We start from the raw sequence: 26,227 nt of genomic DNA, 5'->3' as shown, positions 1-26,227 counted from the left end.
TTCCGCCGTGCCTCCGTCCCTTACCGCCAGTCTTGCGATGCCTGCCGCCGGCGCCCTGCGCGTCTTTCTCGATCAGCTCGTCGGTGGCCACGGCAGCGGCCTGCCGGACGCGGTCCGTCCGGCCACCTCAGGGGGGGCGCCGGTGGGGCGGGTGGCCCTCGTCGGTGCCGGTCCCGGCGACCCGGAACTGCTCACCCTGCGCGCTGCCCGCCTGATCGCCCATGCGGACACCCTGGTGGTCGATCACCTGGTCAGCGATGGCGTGCTGGAGCTGGCCAACCCGGCGGCCGACGTGATCTACGTAGGCAAGGAGGCCGGCCACCACACGCTGCCGCAGGAGGACATCAACCAGTTGCTGGTGCGCCTGGCCCGCGAGGGACGGCAGGTGGTCCGCCTGAAGGGCGGCGATCCCTTCATCTTCGGGCGGGGTGGCGAAGAACTGGAAGAACTGCTGGAAGCCGGCATTCCCTTTGAAGTGGTGCCGGGCATCACGGCGGCGTGCGGGGTGGCGGCCTACGCCGGCATTCCGCTGACCCACCGGGACCACGCCCAGTCGGTGGTGTTTGCCACCGGCCACCGGCGTGCCGGTGAATCGTCCCTCGACTGGGTGGCGCTGGCCCGGCCACGCCAGACGGCGGTGATCTACATGGGCGTGGGCATGTTGCTGTCCCACTGTGGGGCGCTGATTGCCCACGGGCGCGATCGGGATACACCCGCCGCGCTGGTGGAGAACGGCACGACGGCACGTCAGCGGGTTCTTGTCGGGACGCTGGCGACCTTGCCTGACAAGGCCACGCTGGCCGGCATTCATCCGCCGGCCCTGTTGATCGTCGGCGAAGTGGTGAGCCTGGCCGACAAGCTCAACTGGTTCGCCGGGGCGACGCCGGTGGAAACCGCCATCGCCAACCCGTAGCGTTTTCTGCAGGCCCCCGCGCGTCCTGTGTGCCGCGCGGGCGTGTCGTCCCTCGTCATCGGCTGCTAAGCTTCTCCCCCTTCATAAAATCATGACAAGGGGAGAGCCGTCATGCCCGTCCAGCTGATCGACCGCACACCCGGGGCCTACGCCTACCCGCTCCTCATCAAGCAGCTCCTGCACACGCCGCTGGCTATCGCCCCGGAGCAGGAAATCACCTACCTCGGCGGGCGCCGCCACAGCTACCGCGTGTTGCGCGAGCGCATCGGCCGGCTGGCCAGTGCCCTTGCCGGGCTGGGCATCGAGGCCGGCCACACGGTGGCGATGATGGACTGGGACAGCCATCGCTACCTCGACTGCTTCTTTGCCGTGCCGATGATGGGGGCGGTTTTGCAGACGGTGAACGTGCGCCTGAGCCCCGAGCAGATCCTGTACACCCTCAACCACGCCCGCGCCGACGTGGTGCTGGTGAATGCCGAATTCCTGCCGATCCTGGCCGAAATTGCCCCGCGCCTGGAAAGCGTGCGGCGCTTCGTGCTGATCGAGGACGCGCCGGCGGCCGGCCCGGCGCCGGTGGCATTCGTCGGTGAATACGAAGCCCTGCTGGCGGCGGCGTCGCCCGACTACGACTTTCCCGATTTCGACGAGAACGCCAAGGCCACGACCTTCTACACCACCGGCACCACCGGCGTGCCGAAGGGCGTCTATTTCAGCCATCGCCAGCTGGTGCTGCACACCCTGTCCACCGCTGCGGCCTTCGGCAACGCGCCGGTTCAGGGGCGTCTGCACCGGGACGACGTGTACATGCCGATGACCCCGATGTTCCACGTGCACGCCTGGGGCATGCCCTACGTGGCGACGATGCTCGGCCTGAAGCAGGTGTACCCTGGCCGCTACGTGCCGGAAATCCTGCTCAAGCTGATTCGCGACGAGGGCGTGACCGTCTCCCACTGTGTGCCGACGATCCTCCACATGCTGCTGGTGCATCCGCTGTCCAAGGTCATCGACCTGTCGCGCTGGAAGCTGATGATCGGTGGTTCGGCCCTGTCGCAGGCGCTGGCCAAGTCGGCACTGGAGCGCGGCATTGATGTGTTCACCGGCTATGGCATGTCCGAAACCTGTCCGATTCTCAGCGTTGCCCATGTGCCTACCGAAGCGCTCGGCGCTCCGCTGGCCGAGCAGGCCGTGCTGCGCGCGCGCACCGGCCGGCCGATGCCGCTGGTCGATCTGCGCGTCGTCGACCGCGATCTGGCCGACCTGCCCCACGACGGGCACACCACCGGCGAAGTGGTGGTGCGCAGCCCGTGGTTGACCCAGGGCTACCTGCACAACCCAGAGGCTTCGGCGGAGTTATGGGAAGGCGGGGTGCTGCACACCGGCGACATTGGCTATATCGACGCCGAAGGCTTCCTGCAGATCACCGACCGCATCAAGGACGTGATCAAGACCGGCGGCGAGTGGACTTCGTCGCTGCAGATCGAGGACGTGGTGGCCCAGCATCCGGCGGTGGCCGACGTGGCGGTGATCGGCGTGCCCGATCCCCGGTGGGGCGAGCGCCCGCGGGCCTTGGTGACGCTGCGTCCGGAGAGCGTCGGGCAGGTCTCCGAGCACGACATCCGCAACTTCGCCGCCCGCCTGATCGAATCCGGCGGCATCTCCCGCTACGGGGTGTTGCTGCAGGTGCAGTTTGTCGAGGCGCTGGCGCGCACCAGTGTCGGCAAACTCAACAAGCGGGCCATGCGCGAGGCGCAGGAGTGAACAGCCGTGTTGAGCACCCTCCAGCCGTCCGCCCCACACTCGGTTGATCGGTGCATGCACCAAAATGGTGTGTTGCGTGTAGTCCACTCTGGTGCATGACAGGTGTTGAGAACGCACCAAGCGCCATCCGGCGCTGTCCAATGTCATCCAAAACCCCTGGATTGCCACCAAAACGCAACCCTGGCGCAATGCAGCCGGCGTAAACATGCTGGCGTGAAGCTTGCTACATATCGAAGCAAGCCTGAAAACCGCAGCCCCCCAGAACGGAGTATCCCGTGACCATTCACGTTGCCCTCAATCACCTGACCTCCTACAAGTACGACCGCCCGGTGACCCTCGGCGCACAGGTCGTCCGCCTGCGCCCGGCGCCCCACAGCCGCACCCGTATCCTCTCGTATTCGCTGCGCGTCTTGCCCACGCCGCACTTCATCAACTGGCAGCAGGATCCCCAGTCCAACTACCTGGCGCGCCTTGTCTTTCCGGAGAAGGTCACCGAGTTCAGTGTGGAGGTGGACCTGGTGGCCGAGATGTCGGTCATCAATCCCTTCGACTTCTTCCTCGAGCCCGACGCCGAGGAATGCCCCTTCGACTACGAAGGCGCCCTCAAGCACGAACTGGCCCCGTTCCTGATCACCGAGCCGGCCACGCCGATGCTCCAGAAGTATCTCGACGGGATCTCCCGCGAGCCGCTGCGTACCGTCGACTTCCTGGTCAAGCTCAACGCCGATCTGCAAGCCCACATCGGCTACGTGATCCGCATGGAGCCGGGCGTGCAGACGCCTGAAGACACCCTCACCAAGAAGACCGGCTCGTGCCGCGACTCGGCCTGGCTGCTGGTGCAGATCCTGCGCCACCTGGGCCTGGCCGCGCGCTTCGTGTCCGGCTACCTGATCCAGCTGAAGGCCGACGTCAAATCCCTCGACGGCCCGTCCGGCACTGAAGTCGACTTCACCGACCTGCACGCGTGGACCGAGGTGTACCTGCCCGGCGCCGGCTGGGTCGGCCTCGACCCGACCTCCGGCCTCTTCGCCGGCGAAGGTCACATCCCGGTGGCGGCCACCCCCGAGCCGTCGTCCGCCGCGCCGATCTCCGGCCTGATCGAAGAGTGCGAGTGCGAGTTCGAGCACCACATGAAAGTCACCCGCGTGCTCGAAGCGCCGCGCGTGACCAAGCCCTACACCGAAGAGCAGTGGGCAGAGATCGAAGCCCTCGGCCACCGCATCGACGTGGACCTCGAAGCCCACGACATGCGCCTGACCATGGGCGGCGAGCCGACCTTCGTGTCGGTGGACGACCCGGATGGCGCCGAGTGGAACACCGAGGCCATGGGCCCCAACAAGCGTATCCGCGCCGAAGACCTCTACCACCGCCTGCGCGACAAGTACGCCCCGCAGGGCCTGGCTCACTTCGGCCAGGGCAAGTGGTATCCGGGCGAGCAGCTGCCACGCTGGTCGCTGACCTGCTTCTGGCGCAAGGACGGCCAGCCGATGTGGAGCAATCCCGACCTGATCGGCGACTCCTCCGCCCCCGGCACGGCCAAGGTGGACAAGGCGCACACCTTCCTCGCCGGCGTTGCTGCGCGTCTCAGTCTCGACCAGCGCCGGGTCTTCCCGGCCTACGAGGACGCCTTCTATTACCTGTGGCGCGAACGTCGCCTGCCGGGCAACGTCGATCCCTTTGACGCCCGCCTCGACGACCCGCTGGAGCGCGACCGCATCCGCCGCGTTTACGAATACGGCCTGCCCAACCCGGTCGGCTACGTGCTGCCGGTTTCCATCAGCCCCTACACCGGCGCCTGGCAGACCGGGCCGTGGTTCCTGCGCGACGAGCGCTGCTACCTGATCCCCGGCGATTCCCCGCTCGGCTACCGCCTGCCGCTCGATTCCCAGCCGTGGGTCGAAAAGGGCAGCTACCCGTACGTGAACCCGCCGGACAACCACCAGTCCTTCCCGCCGCTGCCCGAATACAAGGCCATCCGGCGCCAACTGCCCGGTGGCCAGACCGCGGTGCTCAACGCCCTCAAGGACGGTGAGCCCGGTTTCGGCTCGTCCGCCGAAGCGCGTGCCGCCGCTGCGCTGAAGGCTGCCGAGGCCGCCGAGAAGCTCAGCCCCAGCGACAAGTCGCCGAAGCCCTTCGAGTCGGCCGACTGGATCGTGCGTACCGCCCTGTGCGTCGAGCCGCGCAACGGCACGCTGCACATCTTCATGCCGCCGCTGTCGCGCCTGGAGAACTACCTCGAACTGGTCGCCGCCATCGAAGCCACTGCCGAAGAACTCGGCACGCCGGTGGTGCTGGAAGGCTACGAGCCGCCCTCCGACCCGCGTCTGACCCACTTCCGCATCACCCCCGACCCCGGTGTCATTGAAGTCAACATTCACCCGTCGAGCAACTGGGAAGAACTCGTCGATCGCACCACGCATTTGTACGAAGCGGCCCACTACTCGCGCCTCACCAGCGAGAAGTTCATGGTCGATGGTCGCCACACCGGCACCGGCGGCGGCAACCACTTCGTGCTCGGTGGCGCCACGCCCTCCGACTCGCCCTTCCTGCGTCGTCCGGACCTGCTGCGCAGCCTGATTTCCTACTGGCACAACCATCCGAGCCTGTCCTACCTGTTCTCCGGCATGTTCGTCGGCCCGACCAGCCAGGCCCCGCGGATCGACGAAGCGCGCAACGATGCGGTGTACGAAATCGAAACCGCCTTCCGCCAGTTTCCGGAAATCGGCAAAAGCGTGCCGCCGTGGCTGATCGACCGCCTGCTGCGCAACCTGCTCATCGACGTCACCGGCAACACCCACCGCTCCGAGTTCTGCATCGACAAGCTGTACTCGCCGGACGGCCCCACCGGGCGTCTCGGCCTGCTGGAATTGCGCGCCTTCGAAATGCCGCCGCATGCGCGCATGTCGCTGGCCCAGCAACTCCTGCTGCGCGGCCTGCTGGCGCGCTTCTGGGACACCCCGTATGCGCCGGAACGCCTGGTGCGCTGGGGTACCGAGCTGCACGACCGCTTCCTGCTGCCGCACTTCGTGCAACAGGATTTCAGCGACGTGATGGAAGACATGCAGGCCCACGGCCTCGACTTCAAGCCGGAATGGTTCGCCCCGCACATGGAGTTCCGCTTCCCCAAGATCGGTGACTTTGCGGTGCGCGGCATCAAGGTGGAACTGCACAGCGCCCTCGAACCCTGGCACGTGATGGGTGAAGAAGGTGCCATTGGCGGCACCGTGCGCTTTGTCGATTCGTCGGTCGAGCGTCTGCAGGTGAAGGTCTCCGGCATGTCCGACGACCGCTTCCAGCTGACGGTGAACGGTCGCACGATTCCGCTGCAGCCCACCGGTACCGTTGGCGAGCATGTGGCCGGCGTGCGCTACCGCGCCTGGCAGCCGCCGTCGTGCCTGCACCCGACCATCGCGCCGCACGTGCCGCTGGTCTTCGACCTGGTGGACACCTGGACCGGCCGTTCCCTGGGCGGTTGTCAGTACCACGTGGCGCATCCGGGCGGGCGCAGTTTCGAAACCTTCCCGGTCAACGCCTTCGAGGCGGAAAGCCGCCGTCTGGCGCGCTTCTTCCGCATGGGCCACACCCCGGGCGAGCCGAAGGTGAGCGTCTCTCCGATCGAAAAGGAGTTCCCCTTCACCCTCGATCTGCGTCGCTGAGTCAGGTATTCACGGCGGGTGAGCACGGCACGCAGGCTTTGGCCGGCGTGCCGTGTTCTGTCCGGCTCCAGGAAATCGGTCATTTCCCCATTTCGGGGAACAATGTTAGTTTCGCCGGATGCCCAGCTCCATTCTTGCCCACTATCCCTTCCGTGCCGACAGTTACGACGAACTCATCGGTGAAGACGGCGTCCGTCCGCACTGGCAGGAGTTTCTCGATCACATCGATGAATCCAGCGGTGACACGCTGAAAGCGCGCGCGGCCCAACTGGCCCGCGGCATCCAGCAGAACGGTGTCACCTACAACGTTTACGCCGACCCACGCGGCACCGACCGCCCCTGGTCGGTAGATCTTCTGCCGATGATCCTGCCGGCTGACGAGTGGCGCAGCATCTCCACGGCCATCGGCCAGCGGGTGCGCCTGCTCGACACCCTGCTCGGCGATCTCTATGGCGACCAGACCACGCTCGCCGAAGGTCTGCTGCCCCCCGAACTCGTTTTTGGCCACAAGGGTTTCCTGTGGCCGTGCAAGGGCGTCAAGCCCCCCGGCGGCTCCTACCTGCACCTCTACGCCGCCGACCTGGCCCGCTCGCCGGACGGCCGCTGGTGGGTGATTGCCGACCGTACCCAATCCCCCTCCGGTGCCGGTTACGCGCTGGAAAACCGCCTGCTGGTGTCGCGCGCCTTTCCGGACTTGTTCCGCGACATGCAGGTGCAGAGTCTGTCCGGCTTTTTCCGGGGCCTGCAGCGCAGCATTGCCGCCCAGGCCCCGACCGATGGCGAGCCGCCGCTGAGCGTGCTGCTCAGCCCGGGGCCGTTCAACGAAACCTATTTCGAACACGTCTACCTGGCCCGCTACATGGGCTACCCGCTCGTCGAAGGGCAGGACCTCACGGTACGCAACGACACCGTGTATCTGAAGACCGTGTCCGGTCTCAAGCGTGTGCACGCCATCCTGCGGCGCCTCGACGACGACTTCTGCGACCCGGTCGAGTTGCGCGCCGACTCGGCCCTCGGCGTGCCCGGCCTGCTCAGTGCGGTGCGCGCCGGGCGGGTGCTGGTGGCCAATGCGCTGGGCAGCGGCCTGCTCGAATCAGCGGCCCTGCCGGGTTTCCTGCCGGGCATCTGCCGGCACCTGCTGGGCGAAGAACTGGCCATGCCGTCGGTGGCCACCTGGTGGTGTGGCGAAGGCCCGGCCCGCGCCGAAGTCATCGAGAACATGAAGGATCTGGTCATCAAGCCGACCTTTCCCGGCGGCAGCAGCGAAGTCATCTTCGGCGACCAACTGGCCGACGACCAGCTTGAGGCGCTGGCCAGGCGCATCGAATCCGACCCCTCGGCCTACGTCGCCCAGGAACTCGTCAAGCTGTCCCGGGCACCGGCCTGGTCCGGCGGCCAGCGGCGCAAGCTGATGACCCGGGTGATGGGTCTGCGTGTGTATGCAGCGATCACCCCGGAAGGCTACAAGGTGCTGCCCGGCGGGCTGGCGCGGGTGGCCGGCGCCGAGAACACGCGCATCCTGACCATGCAGAAGGGCGGTAGCAGCAAGGACACCTGGGTGCTTTCGGATGGCCCGGTGGCCACCTTCAGCCTGCTCCAGAACACTGTGCGGGTCGGCGACCTGATCGAGGAAACCGGCACCCTGTCGTCGCGCCTGGCCGAGAACCTGTTCTGGTTCGGCCGCTATGGCGAGCGCTGCGATGCCGTTGCCCGGCTCGCCCGGCTGGCCTTGTCGCGGCTCTCCGAAGGGCGCCGCACCGAACGCTCCGGCGCGCTGGCGATGATGCTGCACCTGGCCGCCGGTGCCGGTCTCGTCGAGCCGGAGGTGGTCAACGCGCCGGTCGCCAAGGCCGAGCTGGACCTGTTCCGCGCCGTGCTCGACCGCCGCGCCGAGTGCGGCCTGGCGGCCAACCTGCAGCGCCTTACCTGGTGTGCCACCCAGGCTCGCGAACATCTGTCCCTCGACCACTGGCACGCCCTCAAGCGCCTGTCGGCCGAACTCGATACCGCCCGCGAGGGCGTCACCGATGTGTCCGGCCTGCTCGAATTCCTCGACGAGGCGCTGACCACCTTCGTGTCGCTGTCCGGCTTCGCGATGGACAACATGACCCGCGACATGGGCTGGCGCCTGCATATCGTCGGCCGCCGCATCGAGCGCCTCGACAACCTGGCCGGCACGCTGGCGCGCTTTCTGCGCCGCTACGTGGACATCACCGGTCCGCTGCAGCGCGAGCTGTCGGTCGAAGTCCTGCTCGAACTGTGCGATTCGATCATCACCTACCGTACCCGTTACCGCGCCCAGCCCGAGTTGCTGCCGGCCGTGCACATGCTCACCACCGATGACGGCAACCCCCACGCGCTGGCCTTCCAGGTGCGCATGCTGTCCAACTACATGACCCGCTTCGAAGCCGACCGGGGCGAGATGGGCATCGCCGAACTGGAAAAGGCTTTTGCCGATGTCCAGGCCTTTGCCTGGGGCAAGCTCGAAGCGGCCCGCCCGGCAGCGGAACGCAGCGAGGCCAGCCTGCAGCTGGCCCGCCTGCTCGACCAGCTGGCCAGCGCCGGGCGTGGCCTGGCAGACCGCCTGGCGATGCGCTTCTTCAGTCACGTGGACCGTACCGGCCAGACCGGTCAAGCCACCTTCGCCGCCTGATATCCCCGACCCCCTCCATGACCCGCAGCGTTGCCTACACCATCATCCACGAAACCGAGTACACGCCCTGTGGCGTGCCGGTATCCCTGGCCCAGCACCTGCTGCACCTGATCCCCCGCAAGCTGCCCTGGCAGACCCGCGAGTCCGGCGCGATCAGCATCGAACCGGACCTGGCCAGGCTGGAGGAGGGCGAGGACGCCTTCGGCAACCCGGTGGCCTGGCTGTCGCTGGATACGCCCCATGACGGCCTGCTGGTGCGCGCCGAAAGCCACGTGACGGTGATCGCCCGCGAGCTGCCCAAGGCCGAGGACTCACCCCCCTGGGAGAGCGTGCGCGACAGCCTGCGCTACCACCCGAAGCCGCGCGACGCCGATTCCCTCGATGCGCTGCGCTACCTCTACGCCTCGCCGCGGGTACCGCGGGACGCCGTGCTGGCCGAGTTTGCCGCCGCCGCCTTCAAGCCCGGCGTACCGCTGCTGGTGGGCGCCAAGGCCCTGATGGACCTGATCTTCAAGACCTTCACCTTCGACGCCAAAGCGACCGAAGTGGGCACCTCGGTCCATGAAGTGCTCAAACGCAAACGCGGCGTGTGCCAGGACTTCGCCCACCTGATGATCGCCGCCGTACGTTCGGTCGGCCTGCCGGCCCGCTACATGTCCGGCTACCTGCTCACCAACCCGCCGCCCGGCAAGCCGCGCATGATCGGCGCCGACGCCTCCCACGCCTGGGTGGGCGTGTGGTGCCCGAAGAACGGCTGGGTCGAATACGATCCCACCAACGGCATCCAGCCCGATCTGCGCCATGTCACCCTCGGCTGGGGCCGCGACTTCCAGGACGTGTCGCCGCTACGCGGCGTCATTCTCGGTGGCCTCGCCCAAACCCCGGAAGTGCGGGTCACCGTGATGCCGGATTCCGAGAAAATCCCGGCCAAGCCAGTCCGCTGAACCTTGTTCGCGCAGGCCTTTCTTGGCGGGGATAGATCGACGTGCGCAGTCAGCGCTGCGTCAGGGTCAGCAAAATATCGGCGTACCACGCGCAGTTCAGCCCCAGAACTTCATCCAGGTGCATGTCGCGTGTTCCCACATCGAGGCGAGCCGAATGAATACCGAGCAGGCGCCACGGCAGATCGCCGAAATCCGCCGCAGGTTCCGAAATGCGCATGACCACGGGCGCGCCGCTACTGCCCCGATGGGTGCGCGCATCGGTCAGGAAATAGCCCTCCCCTTGAAAGCGCAGTCCAAAGGATGAGGCGACAATCCCGTGGCGCACCACTGGAACGTGGTGCAGGGTGTCGTGGAAGCCCAATGGAAATCCCAGCACCAGCAATGAACTGCCCACTTCCACCTGGTCGAAGCGCTGCAGCAGGTGTTGCGGGGTGAACGCCCGGTAGACCGTGCTGGCAGGCAGCGCCGTCCGATTTATTTCGATTGCCGCCACATCGATCTTCCCCGCCCTGTCGCGTCCCTGGTGCCAGACGCTGCGGCCCTCGCGATAAAGGGGAATCGAAAAGCCGGTGGATTCCGCCATATTGCCCGCGTTGGTGTGCAGTTCTATTTCGATGCGGTCCGGAAAGTGCCGGCTCGGCTCGTCAAAAATCACATGCCTGCTCGTCACCAGATAGAGGCGTTCGTCGCGTGTAAAGAAAAAGCCGCTGGCGTTGGTTTGTCGCTGTCGCTGACCAAAAGTGATGATGCGCGCAGCGGTCAGGAGAAGGGATTCGATCATCGGCAGCCATCGGACTGTGGATCAGGATTGATCACAATGCCCTAACGGCGTTTGGCCTTGGGCGATGCCGGTTGTGCTGTTGCAGTCAGGCTCTTCGACGTGTCCTTCTCCGCCTTGGCCAGCGCGGCCTTGATCTGGCGCGTGGCCTGCGCGCTGGCCTGACCGCGCACGGAAGCGGCCATCCGGTTGGCGGCACTGAGCCACATGCTCATGAACGGGTTCTTCTTTAGCCAGGGATTGGACATGCGGGATTTCCTCCTGCCGCGCAGAGCGGCGACGAGTGACCGAACCAGGTCGGATACCTGCCAAGGATAGGCACGCCCTGCCGTGCGGTCTGTCTGAAGGCGCACATTGGGGGCCGCGGTTTCCCGGTTATGAACGGGCCATGAGGCCATATACTGTGGGCTGAAACGGAAAAAATGAAATAGGCCCCATGCAAGTTCCCGGCATCCCCCGCAACGAAGCAGAACGCATTCAGGTCTTACGTGAATTGCTCATCCTGGATACCGATCCCGAGGAGCGGTTCGATGTGATTACGGTGTATTGCCAGTCCCGGTTTGACTGCGCAATCGCCCTCGTGACGCTGGTGGACAGCGACAGGCAATGGTTCAAGTCGGCCTGCGGGCTCAACGTCCGTGAAACCCCGCGCGACATCAGCTTTTGCGGGCACGTCATCCTTCAGGATGAGGTCATGGTGATCAATGACACCTTGCAGGATCCGCGCTTTGCCGACAATCCCCTGGTCCTTGGGGCGCCCTTCATCCGCTTCTATGCGGGCGCGCCGCTGACCCTCTCATCCGGCCACAACGTCGGCACCCTGTGCATCATCGACCCCAAGCCCAAACGGCTTGCGGAGGAGGAGGTCGCCCATCTTGAAGTCCTGGCGCGCCTGGTCTCCCTGGAGCTCGAAGATCATCGGTGCCCCAACAACTGAGCACGCCAAAAAAGCTTTTTCTCACATGAAAAAAGTGCTGCGACATGCCACCGAATCATTGCGTGGCATGTCGCAGCACTTCCGTCACGCCACCGCAGGGCCGTGTCACACCGCCTGAGCCTTGCGGCACGTCACAAAACCGTCGAGTGGTGTGTCGCAATTGCTGCGACATTCCTCCCGACGGTTTTGTTATATGGCAAAAAGGTTTTTTCAGATGAAAAAATGTTCGCTGGGGGCGGCTTCAGCTGCCTTTCCAGCCGCCGCCGAGTGCCTTGAACAGATCCACCGATGATGTCAGGCGGGCCTGGCGGTTTTGCACCCAGGCGACGGTGGCATCGTTGGCGGTACGCTGGGCGGTAAGCACTTCGAGGTAGGGCGAGTAGCCGGCGTCGTAGCGGGCCTGGGCGAGTTGCAGGGCGCGTTTGGCGGCGTTCATGGCGCGGGTGTAGGCGTCTTCGGCTTCGGTGTTCTGGCGCATCGAGACGAGGGCGTCGTTCACTTCGCGGAAGGCGCTTTGCACCGACTTGCGGTAGCTCTCGAGGCTCTGCTTTTGCTGGGCGGTGACCTGCTCGACCTGGGCGCGCAGGCGGCCGCCTTCGAAGATCGGCTGGGTGATGCCGGCGCCCAGCGACCAGATGGTCGAGGGGGCGCTGAACAGCTGCGACAGATCCTTGCTCTCGTGCCCGAAAGTGCCGGTGAGGGTGATGCTCGGGTAGAGGGCGGCCTTGGCGACGCCGATCCTGGCATTGGCGGCGATCAGCGCGGTTTCGGCCTGGCGCACGTCGGGGCGGGCCTCGAGCAGACTGGAGGGCAGGCCGGCCGGCGGTACCGGCGGTACCGGCAGGCTGCGCACATCGCCCGCGGCGACCTTGAGGCCGGGCTGGCCGACCAGCAGGCCGAGGAGGTTTTCGGCGAGGGCGCGGTTCTTTTCCAGCTGAACCTGCCCGGCGGTGTAGGCCGCCAGGGCGCCTTCGGCCTGCTGCACGTCGAGCTGGGAGACGATGCCGCCTTCGAAGCGCGTGCGGGTCAGCTGGGTGCTGCGGCTCTGGCTGCTCACCGAGTCGGTGTTGACCAGCAGCTGGGCGTCGATGGCGCGCAGGTTGAGGTAGGCCTGGGTGACGGCGGCAGCCAGGCCGAGCGACACCGTGTCGCTGGCGTAGCGGGTGCCCAGCGCCTGGGCGCGGGCGGCTTCGGAGGCGCGGCGCAGCTTGCCCCACACGTCCAGTTCGAAGGAGGTGGACAGGCCCAGCTTGTTGACCGTGCGCACCATGCCTTTGGCCGGGGTGGTGTTGGGCAGGATGCTGCGGCTGCGGGCGCTCGATGCGTTGGCGTCGATCTGCGGCAGCAGGGCCGCATCCACCTGGCGCAGCAGCGCGTCGGCTTCTTCGATGCGGGCGGCGGCGATGAGGGCGTCGGGGCTGCTGGCCAGGGCCTGGCTGACCAGCGCGTCGAGCTGGCTGTCGCCGAACAGGGTCCACCAGTTGCTGGCGACGCCCGGGCTCTGCGCCACCGGCGTGGCCGCAGCGTAGGTTTCGGGCAGGCTCACCTGGGCGTCGGGGCGGGCGTAGTCGGGGCCGAGGGCGCAGCCCGTGAGGGCGGCGGCCAGGGACAGGGCCAGCAGGGTGCGGCGGGGGCGGATCATGGCTTCACCTCCTGGTGGGCGGAGTGGCTCTTGGGCAGGTCGCCGGCCGGGTGGCGCAGCTTGCCGCGGCTCAGCCACTTGAAGAACAGGGGCACGAAGATGGTGGCGATGAAGGTGGCGGCGAGCATCCCGCCGACCACGCCGGTGCCCATCGAGCGGCGGGCGGCCGAGCCGGCGCCGGACGAGATGGCCAGCGGCAGCACGCCGAGCACGAAGGCCAGGGACGTCATCACGATGGGGCGGAAGCGCAGGCGGGCCGCTTCGAGTGCCGCTTCGACGACGCCCATGCCTTCGGCCTGCTTCTGCGCCGCAAACTCGACGATCAGGATGGCGTTCTTGGCCGCCAGCCCGACCAGCACCAGCAAGCCGATCTGGAAGTAGATGTCGTTGGGCATGCCGCGGATCAGTACCGCGACCAGGGCGCCGAGCATGGCGAAGGGCACCGCCATGATCACCGCCAGCGGCAGCGACCACTTTTCGTATTGGGCGGCGAGGATCAGGAAGACCATGATGATGCCGAACACGAAGGCAATGACCGAGGCGCTGCCGGTGCGCTTTTCCTGGAAGGACTGGCCGACCCATTCGGTGCGGAAGCCCTCGGGCAGCATTTCCCTGGAGACTTCTTCCACCGCCTTGATGGCGTCGCCCGAGCTGTAGCCCGGTGCGGCGCTGCCCAGCACCTTGGCGGACACGAAGCCGTTGAAGCGCTCGACCATTTCGGCGCCGGTCACGGTCTTCACCGTGGCGACCGCCGAGAGCGGCACCATGGCCCCGCTGGCAGCCCGCACGTAGGGCCTGAGCAGGTCTTCGGGCTTCATGCGGGCGGCGGCGTCAGCCTGGACGAGCACCTTGTAGGTCTTGCCGCTGCGGTTGAAGTCATTGACGTACAGCGAGCCGGTGTTGGCTTGCAGGGTGGCGTAGATGGCGTCGAGTGCGATGCCCATCGACAGGGCCTTGGGCTCGTCCACTTCGACGTAGAGCTGCGGTGCGGTGACCCGGAAGAAGGTGTTCAGGCCGGTCAGTTCGGGACGCTTCTTGAGGGCCTCGACGAACTGGGCGCTGACCGTGGCGAGGGTCTTGGGGTCGCCGTCGGCCCGGTTCTGCACGTACACCTCAAAGCCGCCGGCGGTGCCGAGACCCTGGATGGGCGGCGGGTTGAAGACCAGCCCCATGCCATCGGAGAGGCTCATGCCGATGCCCATGAACTTGCCGGCCATTTCTCCGGTGGTCACGCTGCGCTCTTCCCACGGCTTGAAGACGATGAAGGTCGTCGCCACGCTGGGCCGGTTGTTGCCGGTGATGAAGTCGACGCCGTTGATGAAGAAGATGTTCTCGATGTCGTCGGACATGATGCGCTGGCGCATCTGCTCGGCGGCCACGCCGGTACGCTGGGCCGAGGCGCCGTCGGTGAGGGTGACGAAGCCGAACAGGTAGCCCTGGTCTTCGGACGGCACGAAGCTGCCCGGCACGATGCGCAACAGGCCGAAGGCGCCGCCGACGGTGAGCAGGAAGACCAGCGTGCCGATGATGCCGTGGCGCAGGGTCAGGCCGACGGTGTCGGTGTAGAAGCGGGTGAAGCGCTCGAAGGCCCGGTTGAAGGGGCGGAAGATCGGCTTCTCTTCGTGGGTCGGCTTGAGCAGCAGGGCGCACAGGGCCGGCGTGAGGGTCAGGGCGACGATACCCGAGATGACCACGGCCACCGCCACGGTGACGGCGAACTGCTGGTAGAGCTTGCCGGCGATGCCGCCGAGGAAGGCTACCGGGATGAACACCGCGCACAGCACCAGCACAATGGCGATGACGGCCCCGGAGACTTCGCGCATCGCTTCGATGGCGGCGTCCCTGGGGGACATCTTGTGCTCGTTCATCAGGCGTTCGACGTTCTCGAGCACGACGATGGCGTCATCGACGACGATACCGATGGCCAGCACCATGGCGAACAGGGTGAGGGTGTTGATCGAGAAGCCGAACAGCCACATGCCGGCAAAGGTGCCGACCAGCGACACCGGCACGGCCACGATGGGAATCAGCGTGGCGCGCCAGTTCTGCAGGAAGACGTACACCACGGCGATCACCAGCAGGGCTGCTTCGCCGAGGGTCCACAACACTTCCTTGGCGGATTCCTGGATGAAGCGGGTGGTGTCGTAGGGGACGAAATACTCCATGCCCTTCGGGAAGTTCTTCGACATTTCGTCGAGGCGCGCCCGTACCAGCTTGGCGGTGTTCAGCGCATTGGCGCCCGACTGCAGGTAGATGCCCATGCCGGACACCGGCGCGCCGTTGACCTTGCCGCTGCGGTCGTAGTTGTCGGCCCCCAGTTCGATGCGTGCCACGTCCTTCAGGCGCACCACGCCGTTGGCGCCGTCGGCGCGCAGCACGATGTTGCCGAAGTCCTCGGTGCTCAGCAGGCGGCCTCGGGCGGTGACCGTGTAGGTCAGCTGCTGACCGTTGGTCACCGGTTCGGCGCCGATCTTGCCGGCGGCGTTCTGGGTGTTCTGGACCCTGATGGCCGCGGCGACGTCGGAGGTGGTGATGCCGAGCTTGGCCATCACGTCCGGCTTCAGCCATACCCGCATGGCGTAGATCGGGTCGAACTGCTGGGCGTCGCCGACACCGGGAATCCGGCGGATTTCCTCGATGACGTTGAGCGCCACGTAGTTGGACAGGTACAGCGCATCGAGGGTCTGGTCGGGCGAACGCACCGCGGCCAGCATCAGGATGTTGTTGGAGCGCTTTTGCACCAGCACGCCGGTGCGTCGCACGTCGTCGGGCAGGCGCGGTTCGGCCACCTTGACCCGGTTGTTGACGGCGATCAGGGCGGTGTCGGGGTTGGTGCCCACCTCGAAGGTGGCGGTGATGGTGACCGTGCCGTTGGAGGTGCTCTGGGAGTTGTAATAGAGCAGGCCTTCAACGCCCGAGAGCTGTTCCTCGATGGGGGCGGCGACGGTCTTGGAGAGCGTCTCGGCGTTGGCGCCGGGGAAGGTGGCGGAGATGATCACCGTGGGCGGCGTGATCTCCGGGTATTGGGCGACCGGCAGCGTGAACGAGGCCATGAGGCCGGCGATCATGATGACGATCGAGATGACCGATGCGAAGATCGGCCGGCTGATGAAGAAGCGTGACATGCGTGGTGCTCCCTTAACCCTTGGCCGGCGTAGCCGGGGCCGCTGCAGCCGGCTTGGCCGCCGGTGCGCCGGGGCCTTCACCTGCGGCATGCGGTGCAATCGGGGCGCCCGGACGGGCCTTGATCAGGTTGTCTACGATGACCTTGTCGCCGGCCTTCAAGCCACCCAGGATGACCCAGTCCTTGCCGCTCCACTGGCCTGTTTTCACAGGCCGCGGCTCGACCTTGTTGTCGGCGCCGGCGAGCATCACCACCGGGCCCTTGTCCGTTTGCATGACGGCGTGCTGAGGCACCTTGAAGACGCCGTCGCGTTCGCCGGTGAGCAGGCGAGCGCGCACGAACTGGCCGGGCAACAGGGCGCCGTCGGGGTTGGGGAATTCACCACGCAGCTGAATGGTGCCAAGGGTCGGGCTGACCTGGCTGGCGGCAAAGTTGAGCTTGCCGCGCACGGGGTAGGTGCTGCCGTCGGGCAGGATCAGCTCGACACCGCGAATCGCCTGGGGCTTGAAGCGGCCGTCGGGCATGGCGGTGGCGAGTTCGTTCTGGGCGATGGAGAAACGCACCCACATGGGGTTGAGCTGGACGACGGTGGTCAGCAAGGTGGTGCCGCCGGCGGCTACCAGGGTGCCTTCCGACACCACGGCGCGGCCGGTGACGCCGGCTACCGGCGCGGTCACGGTGGACCACGACAGGTTCAGTTCGGCCTGGCGCAGGGTGGCCTGGGCGGCCTGGACGGCGGCCTGGGCCACGGCGTTGTCGGAGCTGGCGGTGTCGTATTCGCGCTGGCTGATCGCCTGCTGGGCGAGCAGTGCCTTCAGGCGGGCGGCTTCGCGCAGGGTCTGCTCGACCCTCGCCCTGGTTTCGCCGAGTTGGGCGCGCGCCTGGGCGACGGCCACTTCGAGGGGCTCGCGGTCGATCTGGAACAGCGGCTGGCCGGCTTTCACGGCGGCGCCTTCTTCGTACAGGCGCTTCATCAGGATGCCCCCGACCCGCGCGCGGACCTCCACCTCGCGGGCGCCTTCGGTCTGGGCGACGGCTTCGACGCTGGTTTCAACCTTGGTCGGCTGCATTTCAAGGACGCTGACGGGCAGGGCCGGCATGCCGCCCGGTGGTGCGCCAGCGGCATTCTGGTCCTTGCCCGTACAGGCGGCGAGGAGCAGCACAGAGGCAGCGATGGCGGTCAGCGATACGCCGAACGGGTATGTACGAACAGTGGGGCGAGCGGTCATGTTGACCTCCGGGGCTGGATTTTTGGAAATTATTGGTGCAAAGTTTATACAAACGCGGATGTATGTAAATAGTCCGCAACACATTTCTGATGGATTCAAACAAGAATGGTTCGCAAAACCAAAGAAGATGCCGAGATCACCCGCCGCCACCTCATCGACGCGGCGCGCCGGGTGTTTCTTGAGTGCGGCGTAAGTCGCTCCACGCTCGAGAAGGTTGCCAGCGTTGCGGGGGTGACCCGTGGTGCCGTGTACTGGCATTTCAAGAACAAGACCGAGCTGTTTTTTGCAATGCGCGAACAGGCCATCCTGCCCTTTGTGGACCGGGTGGTGTTTGACGCGGAGGACGAGGACCCCCTTGCCGGCATCGAGGCGGCGTTGCGCGAGATCATCCAGATTCTTGTCGACCAGCCGGCCACCCGGGAGACCTTTGAAATCATCAGTTTCAAGTGCGAATACGTGGATGAATTTGCCGCCATGATGCAATGCACGGCGGGTCAGCTGGATTTTTTGCGCCAGCTTGGCGAGGCGTATGCGCGGGCTGGGCAACGCGGCGTATTGCGTGCCGGTCTGGTGCCCGAAGCGCTGGCCTACGACACCTTCCTGTTCGCCGGCGGGCTCATCAAGCACTGGCTGTCCAGTGCCCCGGACGAGCATTTTCGGGGGGGAGTCGACGCCATGATTCGTACCCATGTTGCACTGCGGCGTGCCTGAATCGCCCATTTTTCATCGCTTTCCCTTCTTCCTCCAGAGTACTTCTCCGCCGGCTCTTGCCATAAAAAAACCCCTGTTCTGAAAGGGTTTCCGCTGCAGGGGCAAGTCCGCCGTCATTGTCTCCCGACAGGGATCGTCACGTCTTTCGAAATTCGCGCTTGGCAGCTCAAAAGTTTGGGAGTAATCTTCTAAAAAAAACGAGCTGTACGGTTTTTTACGTAGGCCAATGAAGCGGGGTCCCGAGTAGTTGGTGGTGTTCTGGTTCCCCGCAGTCGCTTCACACCGGAGGAGTTAAAACGTGAGACAACAATCCGTTAAGGGGTATCAGGTTCGCCGTTCGGCGCTGGCTGTGGCAGTTGCAGTAACAGCCATGGCGGCCGGCAATGCCGCGGCTTTCAAGATTGAGACGGGGGATCCCGACGTAGAGGTGCGTTGGGATAACACGGTCAAGTACAACCTGGGCATGCGCATGCAGGAGCGCGATCCGGCCCTGCACAACAGCGCCACCTTCAGCAGCGGCAACAACAAGTTCGGCAAGGGTGACATCGTCACCAACCGGGTGGATTTGCTGTCCGAGCTGGACGTGGTGATCAAGCAGCGCTATGGCGCTCGCATCTCCGGCATGGCCTGGTATGACGCGGCCTACAACGACCGGGAAGAGACCAACCCGAACAACGTGGTTGGCGGGCACAACTTCTACCCGGGCGGCCGCTATTCCGATACGGTCAAGCGTTACTACACCAAGTCCGGCGAACTGCTCGATGCCTTCATCTTCGGCCGGATCGACCTGGGTGACGTCCCGGTCAACGTCAAGTTCGGTCGCCACACCAACTACTGGGGCGAGTCCCTGTTCTCGCCGATCCACGGCGTGTCCTACTCCCAGGGGCCGGTGGACTTCCGCAAGGCCCTGGCGACTCCGGGTATCGAGGCGAAGGAGCTGTTCCTGCCCCTGAACCAGCTGTCTGCCCAGGCCCAGCTCAGTGATACCGTGTCGGTGGCCGCCCAGTACTTCCTCGAGTGGGCGCCCTACCGCCTGCCCGAAGGCGGTACCTACCTGGCCGGTTTCGACTTCCCCTTTGCCGGTGGAACGGTGCTGCCGGTTGGCTTCCCCTACCTGGGGGACCGCCATGGCAAGAAGCCGGGCAGCCGCGGCAGCTGGGGTGTGAATACCAAGATCACGCCGGAATGGGCCCAAGCCACCATCGGTTTGTACTATCGCCAGTTCGATGACAAGGTTCCGACCATTCTTGCGAGTCCGAGTGGCCTCTACAACGCCTATGCCGAGGATGTGCGCCTGTGGGGCGTGAGCGTGTCCAAGCAGATCGCCGGCATCGCCTTCGGTGTAGAAGCCGTGCGCCGGGACAACGGTGCCCTGGCCACCCAGTCCGGTGCCACCCAGATCGCCCGTGGTTCCACCTGGCATGGCCTGCTGAATGCCCTGGCCTACATTGGCAAGACGCCGGTCTTCGACTCGGCCACCCTGATGGCGGAATTCAGCTACAGCCGCCTGGCCAATGCCGATCGCAGCACCCAGAGCGTCTTCAATCACGAAAAATACAATACAGCCTGTTTTGGTAACAAGATGGACGGCTGTGCCACCGACTCGGCCTACGGCATCTCCGCCACCCTGACCCCGACCTGGTTCCAGGCCCTGCCCAGCGTCGACATCACCATGCCGATCCACTACGACATCGGTCTCAAGGGCAACTCGCCGGTGCCCTTCGGCGGCAACGAGAACAGCGGTTCGTGGAGCATCGGTGTCGGTGCCGACTACCAGGCCAGATACAAGTTTGACCTGGCCTACACAAACTACTTCGGCAATTACGTGCGTGACCCGATCACCAACACTGCCGTGGCGGGTAACGGCAATGGCTACAACAACGACCGTAACTGGCTGTCCTTCACGTTCAAGACCACATTCTAAAAATCAGGCAGGAGACAAGGCATGAAATCCAACATTCGTTCCCTGGTCGCATTGGCGGTTGCGTCGACCATTTCCCTTCCCGTGCTCGCTGCTGCGACCGCCGAGGAAGCCAAGCTGCTCGGCACCACCCTGCTGCCCTGGGGCGCCGAAAAGGCCGGTAACAAGGACGGTACCATTCCGGCCTACACCGGCCCGATCAAGCCGCCAGTCAGCTTCGATCCGAAGAACCCCAAGGTTCGCCCCGATCCCTTCGCCGATGAGAAGGTGCTGTTCTCCATCGACGCCAAGAACATGGACAAGTACGCGGGCAAGCTCGCCGAAGGCACCAAGGCGATGATGAAGAAGTACCCGGGCTATCGCATCGATGTGTACCCCACCCATCGTACGGTGAACTACCCGAAGTTCTACCTGGACAACTCGGTCAAGAACGCCACCGCCTGCAAGACCATCAATGATGGCCTGCAGCTGGAAGGCTGCTACGCCGGCATTCCCTTCCCGGTGCCCAAGACCGGCAACGAAGTGATGTGGAACCGTCTGTTCAAGTATGACGGTTACGCCCTCATGTCCGAAGGCATGACCGGCACCGTGGTGGATACCCAGGGTAACAACACCACCACCGGCATCGCCACGATGTACATCCAGTACCCGATCTTCGATCCGAAGCGGACTACCCCGATCAGCGCCGACGAGCCCTACGAGAAGATTCGTGTGGACTACCACGACCCGGCCCGCAAGGCCGGCGAGAAGCTGGTGGTGCATGACTCGGTGGACATGGTCAACGTGGGCCGCCGTGCCTGGTCCTACCTGCCTGGCCAGCGCCGCGTGAAGCTGTCGCCGGACATCGCCTACGACACCCCCAGCCCCACCGGCGGCGGCGCTGGTACGGTGGATGAGGCGGCTGTCTTCTACGGTGCCCTCGACCGCTACAACTTCAAGCTGGTCGGCAAGAAGGAGATGTACATCCCGTACAACACCTACAAGGCCCGCGACCCCAAGCAGTGCGCCAATGCGGTGGCTTTCAAGACCAAGAACTTCATGAATCCGGACTGCGTGCGCTGGGAACTGCACCGCGTCTGGGTGGTGGAAGCGATCCTCAAGGACGGCAAGCGCCACGTTTATCCCAAGCGCACCATCTACTGGGATGAAGACATGCCCGGCATCGGTATCGCCGAAGGCTACGACTCTGCCGGCCAGATCTATCGCGTGACCCATTCCCTGCCGATCTCCCTCTACGAGACCCAGGCCCACAGTACCGATGAATGGGTCACCTCCGACCTGGCCACCGGCAACTATGCCCGTCAGCAGAACGTGACCGACTCCGGCGGCTGGGTCATCACCGAAGCGAAGCCGAACAACTTCTTCAGCTCCGAAGCACTCGCCGGCGGCGGTATCCGGTAAGGGCGGAATGACTGCGGACAAGCGGGCTGGACTGCCGCTTGTCCGCCGGATGCCGGCTTGATCCGGCAAGTCCTATCTGGTCGAAGGAGAACAGCGTGTTGCCTATAACAAAAAAGGCAGGGCTCATTGCGGCCCTGCTCATGATAAGTAGCATCCAGCCGGGGACCGCGCTGGCATTTGATAACCCGATCAACATCGCTGCCTCGCCGAGCAAGCTCGGTGCCAACAGCGCGCTGCTGGCCTCGGCCATGGCCGGTTCGCGCATCGTGGCGGTGGGTTCGCGGGGCATCATCATTTATTCCGACGATGTCGGCGCCACCTGGAAACAGGCCAGTGTCCCGGCTGGCTCCGACCTGGTGTCGGTGAGCTTTCCGTCGGCCAAGAAGGGTTGGGCCGTGGGGCATGGCGGTGTCGTCCTGCACTCGGTCGATGGCGGTTCCACCTGGGTCAAGCAGCTCGACGGCATTCAGGCCGCAGACCTGACCGTGCGTTACTACCAGGCCTCGACGGCGCCCGATGCGGCAGCCCTCGTCGAGCGGGAGAAGAGCCTGCAGGCCGGCGGCGGCACCCAGCCCCTGCTCGATGTGTATTTCGAAAGCGATACCACCGGCTTCGTGGTCGGTACCTTCAACCGCATCTTCCGTACCGAAGACGGCGGCAAGACCTGGACCCCGTGGATGGAGCGCACCGACAACCCGGGCGAACTCCACTTCTACAGCATTCGCGGCCGTGCCGGCGCGCTCTACCTGACCGGTGAGCAGGGCGCCGTATGGCGCTTCGACAAGGCCAGCCAGCGCTTCATCGCTGCGCCGACGCCCTACAAGGGCACCCTCTTCGGGCTGGTCGTCATCGACAGCGACGCCGTGCTCGCCTTTGGTATGCGCGGCAGCCTGTACCGCAGCAGCGACCAGGGCCGCAACTGGGAAAAGGTGCCCCTGGGCACCCCGGCGGGCATCACCGGCGGCACCGTCCTGCCCGGCGGCGGCATCCTGCTGACCACCCAGGCTGGCGGCGTGAATATCAGCCGTGACGGCGGCAAGCACTTCCAGCCCGTGAAGACCAGCCGGCCGATGGCGTATTTCGGCCTCGCCCCGATGGACGACAAGAAGATCGTCCTGGTAGGCGCCGAAGGCGTGCGCCTCGAGTCCATCCAGTGAGCGCGCATCCGCTGCCGCCCCTGCCAACCAGAGTGTGAGTGCCATGGACCTTAGCCAGAATCAGCCGCAGATGGCCGTGATATCGGATCCGAAGGATTTCGATAATCGCTCCGGCAGCCTGCTTGAACGTCTCATCTTCAACAACCGCGGCCTGCTTGTGCTGTGCTGCGCGATCCTCACCGCCTTCTTCGCCTTCCAGTTGCGCGACATGACGGTGAGTGCGAGCTTCGACAAGATGCTCCCCCACGGGCATCCCTACATCACCAACTACCTGGAGAACCGGGAGCAGTTGCGTGGCCTGGGCGATTCGGTGCGGGTCGTTGTCGAGAACCCGAAGGGCGACATTTTCAATGCCGACTACCTCGCCACCCTCGCCAAGATCAACGACGAAATCTTCATCCTGAAGGGGGTGGACCGGGCGTGGATGAAGTCGATCTTTACCCCGGTGGTGCGCTGGGTCGAGGTAACCGAGGAGGGTTTCACCGGTGGTCCGGTGCTGCCCAATGACTACGATGGCTCGGCCAAGTCCATCGAGGACCTGCGCATCAACATCGGCCGCGCCGGCGTGGTGGGCAGCCTGGTGGGCAACAACTACCAGTCGAGCATGATCCAGATCCCGCTGCTGGCCAAGGATGCCGAGGGAAAATCGGTCGATTACCATCAGTTGTCGGCTTCCCTGGAGCAGATCCGCGCCAAGTACGCTAGCGGCCCGGATGCTCCGGTGAAGATCTACGTCATCGGCTTCGCCAAGCTGGCCGGTGACCTGATCGACGGCCTCGAGAAGGTGATGGTCTTCTTCCTGATCGCCGCCGCCATCGCCACCTTCATCATTTACCTCTTCACCCGCTGCGTGCGCAGCACCTCGCTGGTGCTGGCCTGCTCGCTGGTGGCCGTAGTGTGGCAGCTCGGCCTGGTGGTGAGTTTCGGTTACGGGCTCGATCCGTTCTCGATTCTCGTGCCTTTCCTCGTCTTCGCCATCGGCATCAGCCACGGTGCCCAGAAGATGAACGGCATCATGCAGGACGTTGGTCGCGGCACCCACAAGCTGGTGGCCGCCCGCTACACCTTCCGGCGCCTGTTCCTGGCCGGCCTGACGGCGCTGCTGGCCGACGCGGTGGGTTTTGCGGTGCTGACCGTCATCGACATCCCGGTGATTCGCGAACTGGCCCTTACCGCCAGCGTCGGCGTGGCGGTGCTCATCACTACCAACCTGATCCTGCTGCCGGTGCTGCTGTCCTATGTCGGTGTCAGCCCGAAGGCGGCCTCACGCAGTCTTAAAGAAGAAACCGAAGAGATCAAGGGCCGCGGCTTTGGCGTGGTGTGGAGCGCGCTGGATCACTTCACCGAACGTCGCTGGGCCACCATCGCCATTGCCGTCAGCGTGGTGCTGGGGGTGTTCGGCTTCGTGGTCTCCCATGACCTGAAGATCGGTGACCTGGACGCCGGAGCGCCTGAACTGCGGCCGGATTCCCGCTACAACCAGGACAACGCCTTCATTACGGCCAACTACGGCATCTCCAGCGACGTGTTCGCGGTGATGGTGAAGACCCCGCCCGACAGTTGCCGCTCTTTCGAGACGCTGACCGAAGCCGACCGCCTGAGCTGGGAGCTGGCCCAGGTGCCCGGTGTGCAGCGCACCACCTCGCTGGCCGACACTGTGCGCAACTACACTGCCGGCGGCTTCGAGGGCAACCCGAAATGGATCACGGTGAGCGACAACCAGAGCCTGATCGATGCCCAGATCGGCAACGCGATGAGCTGGAACTCGGAGTTCCTGAACACCCAGTGTTCGCTGATTCCGGTGCTCGCCTACCTGTCCGATCACAAGGCTGAAACCCTTGACCGGGTGGTCGAAGCCGCCAGCCAGTTTGCCGCCAAGCACGACACCGCAGACCGCAAGTTCCTGCTCGCGGCCGGCAGTTCCGGCGTCGATGCGGCTACCAACATCGTGGTGCGCGAAGCCAACCGGACCATGCTGCTCTATGTGTATGCATCGGTGATCCTGCTGTGCGCCATCACCTTCCGCAGCTGGCGGGCGGTTGTGGTGGCGGTGCTGCCGCTGGTGCTCACCTCGGTGCTGGCCGAAGCCCTGATGGTCTGGCTCGGTATCGGCGTGAAGGTGGCAACCCTGCCGGTGGTCGCCCTGGGGGTCGGTATCGGTGTGGATTACGCCCTTTACCTGCTCAGCGTCCAGCTGGCCCAGCAGCGCATGGGGTATTCCCTGGGCGAGGCTTACAAGCGCTCGGTGGCCTTCACCGGCAAGGTTGTCGCCCTGGTGGGCGTGACCCTGGCGGCAGGTGTGATCACCTGGGCCTGGTCGCCGATCAAGTTCCAGGCCGACATGGGCATCCTGCTGACCTTCATGTTCCTGTGGAACATGCTCGGTGCGCTGATCCTGATCCCGGCCCTGTCCCACTTCCTGCTGCAAGGTGAAACCACCAGGAAGCACGACATGAGCCCCGCAGAAAAGGCGCTGATGCCCGAGGAAGCGCTGCAGAACTAAATGTTGCAGAGGACACCGGGGCGCTGCGGTCCCCGATTTACCCCGGTGTCCATTTTTTATAAAAAGAAGTTTGATTGTTTTTTAAAAAGCAGCGCCCCGTACTGCATCGTCGTCAAAAGGCGGCAGACGGCGGCGCTCCCGACAGGCAGTGATCGGAGGAGACAAGAACATGGGACGTGTTAGCGGAAAGATTGCCCTTATTACGGGCGGCGCCTCGGGGCTCGGCCGGGCCGATGCCCTGGCGCTGGCCCGCGAAGGTGCGCGGGTTGTCATTACCGATGTGAGCGAAGAAGCCGGCCGGGCCCTCGCCAAGGACATCGACGGCGAGTTTGTCCGTCATGACGTGCGCAGCGAGGACGACTGGCACAAGGCCATCGCCCATACGCTGGCGCGCTTCGGCAAGCTCGACATTCTGGTCAACAACGCCGGCATCGTGGTGCCCGGCGACATCGAGACGGCGACGCTGGAACAGTACCGCCTGCTCAACGCCATCCACGCCGAGGGCAGTTTCCTCGGCTGCAAGTACGGCATCGAGGCGATGAAGGCCAACCCCGGCAGCACCGGCTCGATCATCAACATTTCGTCCCTGTCGGCGATCCGCGGCTTTCCGGGCGTCATCACCTACGCCGCCGCCAAGGGCGCGATCCTGGCGATGACCACCACCATCGCCGCTCACTTCCGCGAGAAGGGCTACGCGATGCGCTGCAACGCGATCCTCCCCGGCATGATCAACACGCCGCTGCTGGCCGCCGTCGGTGCCGACACGCTGCCCGGTCTCGGCCAGCCGGACGACATTGCCAACACGGTGCTCTTCCTGGCTTCCGACGAATCCCGTCACGTGAGTGGCGCACACATCGTTGTCGACAACGCATCTTCAATCATCGGCGGGGGGGCTTGAGC

17 protein-coding genes are annotated in these 26,227 nt (G+C 65.2%); 12 read left to right on the top strand and 5 right to left on the bottom strand.

The window, feature by feature from the left end; all coding sequences use genetic code 11:
- Positions 1-7 precede the first annotated feature (7 nt).
- The 5 genes from cobA (at position 8) to ETQ85_RS21235 (ending at position 9,924) form a co-directional block, all read left to right on the top strand.
- Positions 8-913, top strand: coding sequence for a uroporphyrinogen-III C-methyltransferase (cobA, locus tag ETQ85_RS21255; protein ID WP_246128853.1), 906 nt, complete (start codon positions 8-10; stop codon positions 911-913).
- Between the two features lie 111 nt (positions 914-1,024).
- Positions 1,025-2,671 (top strand): fatty acid--CoA ligase, encoded by a 1,647-nt coding sequence (locus ETQ85_RS21250; RefSeq protein WP_148581070.1) that lies wholly within the window; start codon positions 1,025-1,027, stop codon positions 2,669-2,671.
- 275 nt (positions 2,672-2,946) lie between these two features.
- Positions 2,947-6,327: a transglutaminase family protein gene (locus ETQ85_RS21245; RefSeq protein WP_148581069.1), complete on the top strand. Its 3,381-nt coding sequence runs from the start codon at positions 2,947-2,949 to the stop codon at positions 6,325-6,327.
- Positions 6,328-6,445: 118 nt separating this feature from the next.
- Positions 6,446-8,980 carry a circularly permuted type 2 ATP-grasp protein gene (locus tag ETQ85_RS21240; protein ID WP_148581068.1) on the top strand — a complete coding sequence of 845 codons (2,535 nt, stop codon included), beginning with the start codon at positions 6,446-6,448 and terminating at the stop codon, positions 8,978-8,980.
- Between the two features lie 17 nt (positions 8,981-8,997).
- Positions 8,998-9,924 (top strand): transglutaminase family protein, encoded by a 927-nt coding sequence (locus ETQ85_RS21235; protein WP_148581067.1) that lies wholly within the window; start codon positions 8,998-9,000, stop codon positions 9,922-9,924.
- A 49-nt stretch (positions 9,925-9,973) separates the two neighbouring features.
- On the opposite strand, the gene ETQ85_RS21230 is transcribed toward ETQ85_RS21235, so the two are convergent.
- Complete coding sequence (locus ETQ85_RS21230) at positions 9,974-10,705, bottom strand: S1 family peptidase (protein ID WP_148581066.1); 732 nt, start codon at positions 10,703-10,705, stop codon at positions 9,974-9,976.
- A gap of 41 nt (positions 10,706-10,746) precedes the next feature.
- Entirely contained in the window at positions 10,747-10,950 is a 204-nt protein-coding gene (locus tag ETQ85_RS21225) for a hypothetical protein (RefSeq protein ID WP_148581065.1), read from the bottom strand.
- 188 nt (positions 10,951-11,138) lie between these two features.
- Between ETQ85_RS21225 and ETQ85_RS21220 the strand changes: the two genes are divergently transcribed.
- Positions 11,139-11,639 carry a GAF domain-containing protein gene (locus ETQ85_RS21220; protein WP_148581064.1) on the top strand — a complete coding sequence of 167 codons (501 nt, stop codon included), beginning with the start codon at positions 11,139-11,141 and terminating at the stop codon, positions 11,637-11,639.
- 241 nt (positions 11,640-11,880) lie between these two features.
- Here the strand turns inward: ETQ85_RS21220 and ETQ85_RS21215 are convergent, their stop codons facing one another.
- The 3 genes from ETQ85_RS21215 to ETQ85_RS21205 are packed head-to-tail and all read right to left on the bottom strand — an operon-like array spanning position 11,881 to position 17,634.
- Complete coding sequence (locus tag ETQ85_RS21215; protein ID WP_148581063.1) at positions 11,881-13,281, bottom strand: efflux transporter outer membrane subunit; 1,401 nt, start codon at positions 13,279-13,281, stop codon at positions 11,881-11,883.
- Positions 13,278-16,406, bottom strand: a complete 3,129-nt coding sequence (locus ETQ85_RS21210; RefSeq protein WP_148581062.1) for an efflux RND transporter permease subunit — start codon at positions 16,404-16,406, stop codon at positions 13,278-13,280. Before ETQ85_RS21210 ends, ETQ85_RS21215 begins: the two co-directional genes overlap by 4 nt.
- A gap of 13 nt (positions 16,407-16,419) precedes the next feature.
- Complete coding sequence (locus ETQ85_RS21205) at positions 16,420-17,634, bottom strand: efflux RND transporter periplasmic adaptor subunit (protein ID WP_148581061.1); 1,215 nt, start codon at positions 17,632-17,634, stop codon at positions 16,420-16,422.
- A gap of 105 nt (positions 17,635-17,739) precedes the next feature.
- Between ETQ85_RS21205 and ETQ85_RS21200 the strand changes: the two genes are divergently transcribed.
- The 6 genes from ETQ85_RS21200 to ETQ85_RS21175 all read left to right on the top strand — a co-directional run bounded on the left by ETQ85_RS21200 (position 17,740) and on the right by ETQ85_RS21175 (position 26,225).
- Positions 17,740-18,345, top strand: a complete 606-nt coding sequence (locus tag ETQ85_RS21200; protein WP_148581060.1) for a TetR family transcriptional regulator — start codon at positions 17,740-17,742, stop codon at positions 18,343-18,345.
- 298 nt (positions 18,346-18,643) lie between these two features.
- Positions 18,644-20,269: a DUF1302 domain-containing protein gene (locus tag ETQ85_RS21195; RefSeq protein WP_246128852.1), complete on the top strand. Its 1,626-nt coding sequence runs from the start codon at positions 18,644-18,646 to the stop codon at positions 20,267-20,269.
- Positions 20,270-20,290: 21 nt separating this feature from the next.
- On the top strand, positions 20,291-21,667 hold the full coding sequence (locus ETQ85_RS21190) for a DUF1329 domain-containing protein (RefSeq protein ID WP_148581059.1): 1,377 nt from the start codon (positions 20,291-20,293) through the stop codon (positions 21,665-21,667).
- Between the two features lie 140 nt (positions 21,668-21,807).
- Positions 21,808-22,824 (top strand): WD40/YVTN/BNR-like repeat-containing protein, encoded by a 1,017-nt coding sequence (locus ETQ85_RS21185; protein WP_148581058.1) that lies wholly within the window; start codon positions 21,808-21,810, stop codon positions 22,822-22,824.
- A 43-nt stretch (positions 22,825-22,867) separates the two neighbouring features.
- On the top strand, positions 22,868-25,327 hold the full coding sequence (locus ETQ85_RS21180; RefSeq protein ID WP_148581057.1) for an efflux RND transporter permease subunit: 2,460 nt from the start codon (positions 22,868-22,870) through the stop codon (positions 25,325-25,327).
- A gap of 169 nt (positions 25,328-25,496) precedes the next feature.
- Positions 25,497-26,225, top strand: coding sequence for an SDR family oxidoreductase (locus ETQ85_RS21175; RefSeq protein ID WP_148581056.1), 729 nt, complete (start codon positions 25,497-25,499; stop codon positions 26,223-26,225).
- Positions 26,226-26,227: the final 2 nt, after the last annotated feature.

The organism is Zoogloea oleivorans, assembly GCF_008107625.1.
Lineage (GTDB): Bacteria > Pseudomonadota > Gammaproteobacteria > Burkholderiales > Rhodocyclaceae > Zoogloea > Zoogloea oleivorans.
This window is presented reverse-complemented; position numbering and strand designations above follow the sequence as displayed.